9 protein-coding genes are annotated in these 13,737 nt (G+C 39.6%); 6 read left to right on the forward strand and 3 right to left on the reverse strand.

What is annotated here, in order from left to right; all coding sequences use genetic code 11:
• The first annotated feature begins 131 nt into the window (after nt 1-131).
• From BLR27_RS01975 to BLR27_RS01995, 5 genes are read left to right on the forward strand one after another with little or no spacing between them, the layout of a single operon-like run.
• Nucleotides 132-1,343 (forward strand): MFS transporter, encoded by a 1,212-nt coding sequence (locus tag BLR27_RS01975; protein WP_407641176.1) that lies wholly within the window; start codon nt 132-134, stop codon nt 1,341-1,343.
• 5 nt (nt 1,344-1,348) lie between these two features.
• Nucleotides 1,349-2,230 (forward strand): hydroxypyruvate isomerase family protein, encoded by an 882-nt coding sequence (locus tag BLR27_RS01980; protein WP_090698758.1) that lies wholly within the window; start codon nt 1,349-1,351, stop codon nt 2,228-2,230.
• 50 nt (nt 2,231-2,280) lie between these two features.
• The gene (locus BLR27_RS01985) at nt 2,281-3,960 is read left to right on the forward strand and encodes a GMC oxidoreductase (protein WP_090698763.1); all 1,680 of its coding nucleotides are present in this window, start codon (nt 2,281-2,283) and stop codon (nt 3,958-3,960) included.
• An 11-nt stretch (nt 3,961-3,971) separates the two neighbouring features.
• Complete coding sequence (locus BLR27_RS01990) at nt 3,972-4,544, forward strand: gluconate 2-dehydrogenase subunit 3 family protein (RefSeq protein WP_090698766.1); 573 nt, start codon at nt 3,972-3,974, stop codon at nt 4,542-4,544.
• 33 nt (nt 4,545-4,577) lie between these two features.
• Nucleotides 4,578-6,023 carry a Gfo/Idh/MocA family protein gene (locus tag BLR27_RS01995; protein ID WP_090698770.1) on the forward strand — a complete coding sequence of 482 codons (1,446 nt, stop codon included), beginning with the start codon at nt 4,578-4,580 and terminating at the stop codon, nt 6,021-6,023.
• A gap of 516 nt (nt 6,024-6,539) precedes the next feature.
• Here BLR27_RS01995 and BLR27_RS02000 read toward each other — a convergent pair.
• The 3 genes from BLR27_RS02000 to BLR27_RS02010 all read right to left on the reverse strand — a co-directional run bounded on the left by BLR27_RS02000 (nt 6,540) and on the right by BLR27_RS02010 (nt 10,537).
• Nucleotides 6,540-7,535, reverse strand: coding sequence for a LuxE/PaaK family acyltransferase (locus tag BLR27_RS02000; protein ID WP_090699338.1), 996 nt, complete (start codon nt 7,533-7,535; stop codon nt 6,540-6,542).
• A gap of 126 nt (nt 7,536-7,661) precedes the next feature.
• The gene (locus BLR27_RS02005) at nt 7,662-8,030 is read right to left on the reverse strand and encodes a hypothetical protein (RefSeq protein WP_090698775.1); all 369 of its coding nucleotides are present in this window, start codon (nt 8,028-8,030) and stop codon (nt 7,662-7,664) included.
• Between the two features lie 62 nt (nt 8,031-8,092).
• Complete coding sequence (locus tag BLR27_RS02010; protein WP_090698778.1) at nt 8,093-10,537, reverse strand: penicillin acylase family protein; 2,445 nt, start codon at nt 10,535-10,537, stop codon at nt 8,093-8,095.
• A gap of 223 nt (nt 10,538-10,760) precedes the next feature.
• On the opposite strand from BLR27_RS02010, the gene BLR27_RS02015 reads away from it, so the two are divergent.
• On the forward strand, nt 10,761-13,637 hold the full coding sequence (locus BLR27_RS02015) for a TonB-dependent receptor (protein ID WP_090698783.1): 2,877 nt from the start codon (nt 10,761-10,763) through the stop codon (nt 13,635-13,637).
• Nucleotides 13,638-13,737: the final 100 nt, after the last annotated feature.

The raw sequence follows: 13,737 nt of genomic DNA on the forward strand, positions 1-13,737 counted from the left end.
GAATTGAGGGAAACTTAACCTGTTATTTTATTTTTTAAAGATTTTAATGCTAATTTTTCTCCATTCAATTTCAAAACAACCGAATTCAAAAGAATATGATCCTAAGTAACCGAATTAAATTATCATTCATGATGTTCCTCGAATTCTTTATCTGGGGCTCATGGTTTGTTACTCTTGGAACATTTTTGGGAAAAGACCTTCTTGCCGATGGTTCACAAAGCGCAGCAGTTTTTTCAACTCAATCATTTGGGGCTATAATCGCACCATTCATTATTGGTATGATTGCCGACCGTTACTTCAACGCTGAAAAGATCCTTGGTTTCCTGCATCTTATAGGGGCTGTTTTAATGTTTCAAATGTACAATTCTACTGATTTTGCAGATTTCTACCCCTATGTATTTGCATATATGATCATGTTCATGCCGACACTGGCACTTGTTAATTCTGTTTCCTTTAATCAGATGAAAGATCCTGAGAAAGAATTTTCATCGATCAGGATATGGGGAACAATCGGCTGGATCGTAGCTGGTTTATGTATTAGCTTTTTATTTCACTGGGATTCAGCAGAGGCTGTTTCTGAAGGACTATTGAGAAATACATTTCTGATGGCATGTATCGCCTCTATCACACTTGGGATATTTAGTTTTACTCTTCCTGCCACTCCTCCAACAATAATTAAGGGGGAGAAAGTTACTTTTTCAGATATTCTTGGCTTAGATGCGCTCAAATTATTAAACAACAAAAACTTTTTGATCTTCTTTATATCTTCCATTCTTATCTGCATTCCGCTTGCTTTTTACTATCAGAATGCCAACCTTTTCTTATCAGAACTCGGAATGGAAAATCCAACAGGTAAAATGACGATCGGACAGATATCTGAAGTGTTATTTCTTTTATTATTGCCTGTTTTCTTTTCCAGATTCGGTTTCAAGAAAACAATTCTGGTTGGTATGATCGCCTGGGCCCTCAGATACACATTGTTTGCATACGGTAATGCAAATGAGCTCTCTTCAATGCTGCTGGTTGGTATCGCTCTGCATGGCATATGTTACGATTTCTTCTTTGTTTCCGGACAGATATATACGAATTCAAAAGCTGGCGAAAAATATAAAAGCGCCGCACAAGGTTTAATTACACTGGCTACTTATGGTGCAGGAATGCTGATCGGTTTCTGGGTTGCAGGTTTTGTAAGTGATGAATATAAACTTTCAGATACAAGCCATGATTGGGAGAAGATATGGATGGTAGCTGCTGGAATAGCAGCTGCAGTAGCCGTGCTTTTTGTCATTACATTTAATCAGGACAAGGAAGATGCTCTTAAACATAAAGAGGAGGTATCTTAAGAACAATGATAAATTTATATAGGAATCGCAGGCAAGCGATTAAAAATATTCTAGCCGGAACTGCATTCGTAGGTGCTGCAGGTTCGCTTTCTTCTTTCAAAATGAAAACTAATTTTCAAGCTTTAAAAGGCAATATCAACCATTCTGTTTGCCGGTGGTGCTTTAATTCTCTAACCATTGATGAGCTATGTAAATTGGCTAAGGAAATTGGGCTTCAGGGTATAGATCTGGTTGGGCCAAAAGACTGGCCGGTACTTCAAAAATATGGTTTACAATCGACCATGTGTAATGGAGCTGAAATAAGTCTTGAAGAGGGGTGGAACAATAAAATGAATCATTCAGTTCTTTTAAAGAATTACCGGGAAATGATTCCTCTTGTTGCAAAAGCAGGATATAAGAATCTGATCTGTTTCAGTGGCAACAGAAATGGCCTGGATGATGAAACTGGCCTGAATAATTCTGCTGATGGCTTAAAGCAGCTCATGCCTCTTGCTGAAAAGCATCATGTTACCATTGTAATGGAGCTGTTAAATAGCAAGATCGATCATAAGGATTATCAATGTGATAAAACTAAATGGGGAGTGGAACTCGCAAAAATGATCGGTTCTGATAATTTCAAACTATTGTACGATATTTATCATATGCAGATTGATGAAGGAGATGTGATCAGGACGATCAGGGAAAACCATCAATATATTGCCCACTATCATACAGCTGGAGTACCCGGAAGGAATGAGATCGATGATACGCAGGAATTAAATTACCCGGCAATCATGAAAGCTATTCATTCAATGGGTTTTAAGGGTTATGTAGCTCAGGAATTTATTCCGCTTCATGCTGATAAGGCAGATTCCCTAAGGACTGCTGTAAGGATCTGTGATGTTTGAAGAATGAATATTGAATGAAGAACAAGGATTAGAGAATTAAAATTAAATATATGGCTGATAATATTTATGATGCAATTGTCATCGGTTCAGGAATAAGCGGTGGCTGGGCTGCCAAAGAACTTACTGAAAAGGGACTTAAAACCATTATGCTTGAACGTGGAAGAAACATTGAGCATATTAAAGATTATGTAAGTGCTACGAAGAACCCATGGGATTTTCCTCACCGGGGCGGCCGTACGCAGGAGATGATCGAAAATTATCCGGTTTTAAAGAGAGACTACGCGCTTAACGAAAAAAATCTTGATTTTTGGGCCAGCGATAAGGATAGTCCTTATACGGAAGTAAAGCGTTTCGATTGGTACAGAGGCTACCATGTTGGTGGACGTTCTCTGATGTGGGGGCGCCAGAGTTATCGTTTGAGTGAAATGGATTTTGAGGCTAATGCCAAAGAAGGAATAGCCGTTGACTGGCCAATCAGATATAAGGATCTTGAAAAATGGTATGGTCATGTGGAGCGATTTGCAGGGATCAGTGGGTCAAGAGATGGGCTGTCGCAATTACCTGATGGTGATTTTCTTCCTCCTATGGAAATGAACGTGGTTGAAAAAGCAGTTGCTGCCCGCATCAAAGATCATTATAAGGAAAGCAGACATATGTTAATCGGAAGGGCAGCTAACCTTACAAAGGCTATTCCAGGCCGAACAAATTGTCAGTATCGTAATAAATGCTGGTTAGGATGCCCTTTTGGAGGATATTTTAGTACCCAGTCATCTACCTTGCCTGCAGCAGTTGCAACAGGAAATTTAACCTTGCGTCCATTTTCAATTGTGACAAAGATCCTTTATGATAAGGATACCAAAAAGGCTACTGGGGTAGAGGTTCTGGATGCGGAAACCAACCAAACGTATGAATATTTTGCTAAAGTTATATTTCTGAATGCCTCTACTCTAAACTCTACCTGGGTATTGATGAATTCAGCAACTGATGTTTGGGAAGGCGGACTAGGAAGCAGCAGTGGCGAACTGGGACATAACCTCATGGATCATCACTTCCGTTTGGGAGCATCCGGAAGGATGGAAGGGTTTGAGGATAAATATGTTTTTGGTCGCCGGCCGAATGGTATTTACATCCCTCGTTTCAGAAACCTGGGTAATGAAAAACGCGATTATATTCGTGGTTTTGGCTATCAGGGCGGAGCAGGCAGAGAAGGCTGGGGCCGTAATGTTGCAGAGTTAAGTATCGGTGGAGACTTCAAAGATGCATTATGCGAACCGGGAGGCTGGACAATGGGCATTACAGCCTTTGGTGAAACACTGCCTTACCATGAAAATAAAGTTACGCTCGATAAAACTAAGAAAGACAAATGGGGATTAAATATTCTTTCTATCGATGCTGAGATCAAACAGAACGAGATCAATATGAGGAAGGATATGATGGCCGACGGACAAGAGATGCTTGAAATGGCTGGATTAAAAGATGTAAAAACATTCGATACAGGTTATACACTCGGTATGGGAATACATGAAATGGGTACAGCACGTATGGGTCTGGATCCAAAAACATCTGTACTTAATAAGTTTAATCAGGTTTGGGATGCGACAAACGTATATGTTACAGATGGATCAGCGATGACCTCTGCAGCATGTCAAAATCCATCATTGACCTATATGGCTATGACTGCCCGTGCTGTCGATCATGCCTTTACCGAGTTGAAAAAAGGAAATATTTAATTCAGGATTTTATGAACAGAAGAGAAGCAATATCACAGGTTAGCTGGATCCTGGGAGGTACAATTATAGGCTCAAGTATTTTTCTTGAGTATGGATGTAAATCAAGTCCTGAGCAGAAACCGGCATTTTTTGATCAAAAGACAGTTGACCTGCTCAATGAAATTGGAGAGACCATTTTGCCTCAAACAAGCACTCCAGGTGCTAAAGAAGCAAAAGTGGGTCAATTTATGGATATCATGGTAAAAGATTGCTATACCAAAGAACATCAGGGGATCTTTCTTGAGGGAATTAAATCCATTGATAAGGATTGCAAAACTAAGACAGGTAAATCCTTTATGGATAGCAGTACTCTGGAGCGAACAAGCTTCCTGACAGAGCTCGATACGAAGCAAAAGGCATATATGGAAACTAAAAAAGCTGAAGAGCCGCCACATTATTTTAGAATGATGAAGGAACTTACACTTCTTGGATTCTTTACCTCAGAAATTGGATCAACAAAAGCACTCCGCTATGTAGAAACTCCCGGAAGTTTTGATGGTGATGTTCCCTATAAAAAAGGCGATCGTGCATGGGCAAATGCATAATTATTAGTACGTTTTAATAATGAAAAAACTTGTATGAAAGAAAAAACTAATTCAAGAAGAGATTTTGTAAAAACAGCCTCTATTGCAGCGGCGGGTTTCATGATCGTTCCCCGCCATGTGTTGGGAGGCAAAGGTTTTATTGCGCCCAGCGATCGACTGATCGTTGCAGGTGTTGGTGCAGGTGGTAAAGGTGAAAGCGATCTCACCGGTTTTGTGAGTGGTGGGAAAGCTGATATTGGGTTTTTATGCGATGTTGACGACCGCCGTGCTGCAAACTCTATAAAAAGATTCCCCAAGGCTAAGTATTATAAGGACTGGCGTGAGATGTTTGATAAGGAATCTAAAAACTTTGATGCGGTTTCTGTTTCAACTCCGGATCATAACCATGCGATTGTCACACTTTCTGCCATGCAGCTGAAAAAGCATGTTTATGTTCAAAAACCTCTGACTCATGATATTTATGAAGCACGAATCCTGACAGAAGCGGCTGTCAGGTATAAAGTGGTAACTCAAATGGGAAATCAGGGATCGTCAAGCGATGGTTCCCGAAAACTAATGGAGTGGTATAATGCCGGAATTATTGGTGATGTGCATACTGTTTATTGCTGGACTGACCGGCCTGTTTGGCCACAGGGTATTCCATGGCCATCAACAAAAGCCGATATACCAAAGGAGCTCGACTGGGATCTGTGGCTGGGTACAGCACCACAAACAAATTACATAGACAAACTCGTTCCTTTTAACTGGCGCGGATGGTGGGATTATGGAACAGGAGCACTTGGAGATATGGGTTGTCACCTGGTTGATGCACCTTTCAGAGTATTAGGTTTGAATTACCCTACAGATGTAGAATGCAGTGTTGGAAGTGTTTATGTTGATTCATTTAAACGTGGATATTTCCCTGAAAGCTGTCCTCCTTCTTCTCATGTTATCATGAACTTTAATTCATCCAAACAGAATAATGCCCCGGTAAGGATGCATTGGATGGATGGTGGAATTCAACCCGAACGACCACAAGAACTGGGTCCGGATGAGATATTCGGTGATGGTGGTAATGGCGTATTATTTATCGGTACCAAAGGAAAGATGCTTTGCGATACTTATGGTAAAAATCCAAGGCTATTGCCACTTTCCAGAAATGCTGAGGTTAATGTTCCTTCAACTATTCCATTGGTGCCTGGTCAGGAATCCGGTCATTATACCCAATGGGTTGATGCTGCAATTGCAGGCTATGGTAAAATGGAAGTCAGTTCTGATTTTTCTGTTGCAGGTCCGCTTACTGAAGCACTGCTTATGGGTAACCTCGCGATTCGCGGATTCGATATCCGTAAAGCCAATGCTTCCGGAAATGGGTTTACTTATCCGGGCCGGTATAAAAAATTACTTTGGGACGGTCCCAATATGAGAATTACAAATTTTGATGAAGCTAATCAGTTTGTGAAACGTCAGTACCGTTCTGGATGGACTTTAGGAATGTAGTTTTGATTTGTATTTATTCTGCTTCTTTAATACTTAGCAGAAATCGGCACTAAAAAATAGCTGATAGCACATATTCATCCGATGATTTGAGGGGCGTAAAGCCTGGCAGTTCATCGGATGTTTTTTTAATCTGCTTTTTGTGTTTAAAAGATGATTTCCTGCGGTTGCTGTTATCCACCAATCGCTTATAAAAAATGTGTTTCATAGGGTCATTACGGATTTAATGCCCGGAACAGATTACCCTTATTTTAGCGCCCCCGAATGTCCGTATCTTCAGGACAAAACATCGGAAAATTTTAGCAATTTCAGAACGAAAAAAGGATCATCTTAGGTTCGTTTAGTGTTCGTTTAGTGTTCGTCTGGTGACCGTTCAAAAATAGCTCAAAATTTATGGGTGAAATCAGCAGGGAATGAGGCGTAAATTATGCCATCATTCCGACGGAAATTTGACTTAAAATACTCTCTTATCCGAGAGTTCAGCAGAACCTCTACGGATGTTCAACATAAAAGTGTCTTTTAGCTCTGCACAAGTAAATTGCATCCCCTGATATCGCTATTGTCAAATCTTCCCAAAATTTCGAAGCTGCCATCATAAAATGTTCGGCCAAGATCCTGAGTAGCTAAAAAGGAGCAGGAATTGATATTGGCAAGGTCAATGATATTGATTCCGCCAGTTTGCTCATAGCCTAATAAACAAAGCGGGTCATTTGTGTCCCTTGTACTGATCTTCATCCATGGAGGACAATGGAAAATTCCTCCACCCTTGGAATAGGCCTGTGATAATAGTTCAGTCATTCCATATTCAGAATGTATTGCTGGTACTCCGAATCCGGCACAGAGGATCTCATGCAGTTCTGTTCTTAGTATTTCCTTTCTCCTGCCTTTCATACCACCGGTCTCCATGACAATCAATTCAGGGAATTCAATGGAATTACTTTCTGCGAAATCAAGCAATGCATAGGTTACACCAATAAGAAGAGTAGGTGTTTTGCTTTCCTTCAACTCTGCAAGTGTAACCTTTAATGAATGATGATCATATAAAAAATATCCGCTCTTCACCTGATTGCTCAGCCCGATCAGGTCGTCAACCATGTAGATAAGAGATGATCCCTCCCGTTCCTGGTAGGATGGGAGTAGGGCCAGAATGGCATATTTACTAACATCTCCGTAAAATAATTGGAATGCTTTTCTATAACTTTTAATGTAAACTGAGATATCCTTTACCAGATGCAGGCTTTGAGTCATGCCGCTTGTTCCGGAACTGCTGAAGATCTCTTCGGCATCTGAAGGTCCGCAACTGATTTTCTGACTCTTGAAAAATTCAATGGGTAGGTAGGGGATACTCTTCTGGTCTTTTATCAGTTCCTGGTCAATTCCAAGATTCCCGACAAAGCGGCCATAAACTTCACAATGTTGTACCTGATATTTAAAAACCTCAAGTGATAGTGCCTCGAATTCCTGAAAATCAGAAATAGAAAAAAGACGATCGGTGTCTATATAATCCACGTTCAAAGATACGAATCCTTTTTTAGGGAGTTGACTGTAGCGTATTGGGAATTTAGAATAGAACAACGCAAAATTGAATTCTACTCTACGATCTCTGCTTTCAGCTTTTCCTTTTAGCCTGATAAAACAACTTTACAATTTCTTAATTTCCGCTTTCGCCCCAATTGCTTCTTTAGCAAAGAATCCTGCCAAAGCAGAAAATCCAGAAGCAAGTCCCCCAATTATTCCGGTTAGCAGTAAAACGATTGTCCAATTGATTGAGTTTTCAGGAAGGTTTAACATGGTGCCTACCCGGTTAGCTAAAATATTTTCATTTGGAATGGTATGAATTAAGCCTGCAACGATCCATACCAGAAAAATAGCAAAGAAAGCTGAACCGAATGCATTTTTTCCAGAACTGGCTTTCCATGCTGCCAGGCCGAATGCAACCGGTGCAATGATCCACCAGGGTAAGAATAATTGTAAGATCAGGGAAATTACAGCGATGAGAAGGAAAAGCATGATTATTAATATTTAGCGTTAATTGTAAAGAGAATTTCTTTGATGGATATTCCCTGTTAATTTTATTTTTTAGAGAATTTCCAGGTTGAAATAATGCGTTCAGATTTTTCATCTTTTGCCTTTAAGAAAACAAGTTCGTTTAACTTACCTTCTGACCAGGTGTCAACCATATCATCATAATAATGACTTCCAGGATTGCCGGACTCCCCACCCGGGAAAACACCATAGGCTTTTACATTCTTGCCGAGGGCAACGATCATTCTCCATGAAGGGCCATTGCTTTCGCTAACAGCATTAACTGAAGTTTTGGAACCACCATTATTTAAGAATTTAGATCCAAAGCCAGCTATTTTTGCAAGATGCGGAACATTTGTATGCTTTAAATTGCCCCATGCCCAGTCTTTATCGATCGGACCGTATTTACGTTGTAAACTATCGATCGCAAATTTAAATGCTGCATTGACTACATCAGAACGGGTTTCTTTTTTAGCTGTTTTGATATTATCATACCATACTGCATCTGGTTCATTGAGGAGCATTTCCACATTTCTATCCCGTGATGGGAATCTCATCGGCGTTTTTGGATCACCAAAATCATCCTGCCAGATCTGGATCGCAAGGTTTTTATGCCATAGTTCAAATATACTGGCTCCAATTTCTCCAGCATCAAAGAACTTATTCCATTTGCTGACAATATTGAATCCTTCGCGTTCACTTGCGTTTAAATTATCAGGATCCACCAGACTTGTCAATGTTGGCATAATATTCTCGGCAAGGATACTGTAATTATCATTCTGCAAATTCTGTAAACTGTCAATATTAGCCTGGGTCATTACAGAAAGTCGCTTATTTATTCTGTGAGATCGTTCATAACCTGAATACTCCCAATTGATATAATAAGGGTAGCTGGGATCATTGGGAAACTGGTTTGCGGAGCTTACAAAATTTCTGGACGGGTTCTTCACAGTTGGATTCTGATCTGCAGGAATTCTTCCCTGCCAGTCATTTGCCGGATCTGTGCCGTCCAATAAGAACTTGCCTTGTCCACGCCATTTAAGGGGTAAATAACCATTGGGTGTAATGGCAATATCATTTTCAGCGCTGGCGAATATGAAATTTTGTGCAGGGGCTGAGTAATAGGTCAAAGCCTTCCGGTAGTCGGCATAATTTTTTGCCCGGTTAAGCATGTAAAATGTTCGGGTATCGTTTGATCCGTCATGCGCCACCCATCTAAGAGCATGTCCGGTAGGAATATTATTGATCTTTGAAAAATTATCCGGACGCTGCTGGCTTGTATAAACCACAGGGCCATGGTGAGTGTACATAACTGTATCGGTTAGTGTTGTGCCTCCGGTAACCTTGATCGTTTCTATTCTGAGCTTTACAGAATTCCATTTATTATTGTACCAGTACTCTTTTTTTGATTCATCTTTAAATTTAATATTATACCAATCTAAAACGTCTGCACCAACATTGGTAACTCCCCAGGCTACATCCTGATTAAAGCCAATGATAATACCCGGAGCACCAGGAATAGAAACTCCGCAGGAATTCATATCTGAAGAAGCTAACTGAATCTGGTACCAGATAGAAGGAAGGGTGAGGTCGAGGTGAGGGTCATTTGCAAGAATTGGAAAACCACTGGCAGATTTCTGGCCGCCAACTGCCCAGTTATTACTTCCTATACCTTCTTCAATTTCTCTTGTTTTGATAGTGTATGCAGTTTTGTTTGATGGACTTAATTCAGGTGCTTCAGGCACTTTTATGGGATCAAAGTCCCATTTGGTACCAACCGGAATGATCGGGTCTTCTCTGAAAGGATAATCCGGAAATAGATTTTTTGTTATCTCGGGCCCATATTTGTTCAGAATGTTATTCATATAGAACTCATTGGATCCACCTGCAAGTGTAGCCGACATCAATTTTAAAAGAAGTGCTGAATTTAATGGCTGCCAGTCTTCCGGTGCATAGTTCAAAAGTTTAAACTCAAATGGATAATCGCCAGGTTTAAGCGAATGGATATAGGCATTAACTCCAGCAGTATATGCATCCATTGTTACTTTGATCTCCGGATCATCCATCATGGCTTTTACCATATTCTCAGCACCGAAGGTCATTCCCATTCTGCGCTGATAACGATCAAGCTCAAGTGCTTTCGGTCCAACAACCTCAGAAAGTCGTCCGGAAGCAAAGCGGGTTTGAAAATCCATTTGCCATAATCTGTCTTTGGCGGTAATATAACCCTGAGCAAAATATAGGTCATGATTATTGTCTGCGAAAATATGCGGGATCATCTGGTCATCAAACCGGATTTCAACAGGCCCGTTTAAACCTTCAATATTTAATTCCTTTTCAGGATTTTGTTTTTTTCCTTCAGCATTTTTCCAGAATCCCTGAAAAGGATCAAGAAATTTAGCCAGAGGGGGTATGTCACCAAATTTGGTATTCAAAACTATGACCAATACAAGTGCAAAAAATCCTGACAAGACTGCTTTAACTATTTTCATAAAAAATCAATAAGGTTTAAATATCCTAAAAAATAATAGGTTTTTCAAAATATTGTTTGCTTAATTACATTTAAGTCAGGAGTAAATTTCCTCGTTTAGAGGTATTTAATTCAATAATTTTACTATGCATGCATAAAAAAAATAAAATCATCTTGTTAGAATTAAAATATTGCATTAGTTTTATTGATTAATTAAAAAAACAACCAAAATAAATCCGGGAATTATGAATAAAACATTTACTCGTTTAGCCTGCATTCTATTCTTACTTATTGGCACTATGAAAATGGGTTTTGCTCAGACTACGAGCATATCCGGAATAGTATCTGATAAATTAACGAATGAAACATTACCAGGCGTTGCCATCACAGTGAAGGGCAAAACAATTGGAACTTCAACGAATTCGGAAGGAAGGTTCAACCTTAGTACTTCAGAAAAAACACCATTTACAGTTGTGATCACCTATATTGGCTATAAGACCATTGAGCAGGAAATTGCCGGTTCGGTATCCAATTTGGAGATCAAAATGGAATCTCAGTCTATCCTCGGTCAGGAGGTTGTAGTTGCTGCTTCACGTACCCCGGAGCGAATACTGGAATCACCGGTGTCAATTGAACGATTCGGACTTGCTGCGATCCGTGAAACTGCTTCAGCATCTTTTTATGATGCACTTAATAATTTGAAAGGTGTAGAAATGAGCGCTCAAAGTTTAACCTTCAAATCTATCAACACAAGAGGATTCAATGCAAACGGTAATACCAGATTTAATCAATACATAGATGGTATGGATAATCAGGCACCAGGCTTGAACTTTGCTGTTGGAAATATTATTGGTATTTCAGAGCTTGACCTTGACAATGTGGAACTTTTACCGGGTGCTTCATCTGCTTTATACGGAGCAGGTGGTATAAATGGTACCATGTTGATGACTTCAAAAGATCCTTATACTTCACAAGGAGTTAGCTTTTCATTAAAAAGTGGAATCAATCATGTAAATGATCCATTGCAAGGCTCAGCGCCTTTCAAAGAGGCCGGAGTAAGAGTTGCAAAGGCATGGAATAAATTTGCATTCAAAACCAGTTTCTCATTTTTAGAAGCAGACGACTGGCAGGCAGCAAATAATACTAATTTCGATCGTACCTCACGTACCGTTAAATCAGGTAACAGAAGTTCTGACCCAAACTATGATGGTATAAACGTATATGGTGATGAAGTAAATTCAAATATGCGTAATGTTGCTAACTCAGTTCAATCAGCAACAAATGCCGGGGTAGCAGCAGCTACAGGAGGAGCCATTCCGAATATAATTGGAATGATTACTGCTGGTTTGCCTGTTACATCAACTCCTGCACAAATTGGAGCTTTCTTAGGTAATTTCCCGGCAGCTTTAAGGCCTACGATTCAAAATCTTATTCCATTTAACTTTGGTTTAAGAGCAGGATTAATACCTGATCAGTCGGTATCACGTACAGGTTATAATGAACAAAACCTGGTTGACTATAATACCAAGTCGATAAAAACCTCAACTTCATTGCACTATAAACTAAGCAATACTGTTCAGGCTGTTCTTCAGGCAAACTGGGGTACTGGTACCTCTGTTTACACAGGTTCAGATCGTTATTCATTACGTAATTTCAGTATAGGACAATATAAACTTGAATTGAAAGGACAAGACTTCATGGTACGTGGTTATACCACACAGGAGCATTCCGGTGATTCTTATATTTCGTCTATACTTGGTAGTTATATCAATGAGGCTTCTAAAGCCAGTACAACATGGTTCCCTCAATATGTTGGAAATTATGTTGGTGCCCGTTCAGCAGGTGCTCCGGATGCTCAGGCTCATGCTTTGGCTCGTACCGCAGCTGATGTTGGAAGATTTCAGCCAGGAAGTCCTCAGTTTGAAGCCGCAAAAAATACCATTAAGAATACCAATATTAGTTCGGGTTTAGGTGCCAGATTTAATGATAAAACAAACCTTTATCATTACGAGGGTATGTATAATTTCACTGGTGCTTTGAAAGAAGCTTTTGAACTTCAGGTTGGAGCTTCATACAGAAGATATGATTTAAATTCTGCAGGAACTATATTCGATGACCTTAACCGTGAGATCAATATTGATGAATATGGTGCTTTTGTTCAAATGGGTAAAAAACTGGCTGATGCATTTAAGTTGAGCTTCTCAGGACGTTATGATAAAAATGAGAATTTTGAAGGTCGTTTTACTCCAAGAATTACAGGAGTTTACACTGTAGCACCAAACAATAACATCAGATTATCTTATCAGACAGGTTATCGTAACCCTACAACACAGAATCAGTATATCGACCTTTCTGTTGGTGGGGGTTCAACACGATTAATTGGAGGCTTGCCTGAAAGTTTAGTGAAGTATAATTTATATGGAAATAAGCCATATACAGATGTTAGTTACCGAAGTTTCCTAGCTTCTGCATCTGCAGGTGCGGCAAATCCGGCTTTACTTAAAACGTATACATTTACTCCAGGTGGTGTAAAGCCTGAAAGCGTAAAAGCTTATGAATTGGGTTACAAAGGTCTGTTAGGCAGCAATGTTTTAGTTGATGCGTACGGATACTACAATACATACAGTGATTTCATTACTGCTGTAGAAGTATTCCAGCAAAATGGAACTTCATTTACAAAGTTTGGTGTTCCTGTTAATGCTGAAGGTAAAGTTACCTCTTATGGAACAGCTCTTGGAATTGACTATTTGATTGGAAAATATAATCTGAGCGGAAATATTTCTTACAATAACATAGGCGATATTCCTGTTACTTATGTGAATGATTTCAATACTCCAAAGGTTCGTTATAATTTAGGTATCAGCAATCGTAATATTGTTAAGAATGTTGGTATGAATGTTTCTTACCGCTGGCAGGATTCATTCTACTGGACTTCATCTTTTGCTTCAGGCGATGTGCCTTCATTCGGTACTGTTGATGCACAGGTTAACCTGAAAATTCCTTCTGTTAATGGAATGATCAAGATTGGTGCTTCAGACCTTTTAAATAAGTATTATGTAACGTCTTATGGAAATCCTGAGATGGGTGGTATGTACTACGTAGGGTTTACATTTAACCAATAATTTCAAAAATCATCATCGAAAGATGAAGGACTGATCTTTTTGTTCTGAAATTGTGCAAATCCCGCTCCGTATTTCGGAGCGGGATTTGTTGTTAATTACA

The sequence above is a fragment of the Daejeonella rubra genome, from assembly GCF_900103545.1.
Lineage (GTDB): Bacteria > Bacteroidota > Bacteroidia > Sphingobacteriales > Sphingobacteriaceae > Daejeonella > Daejeonella rubra.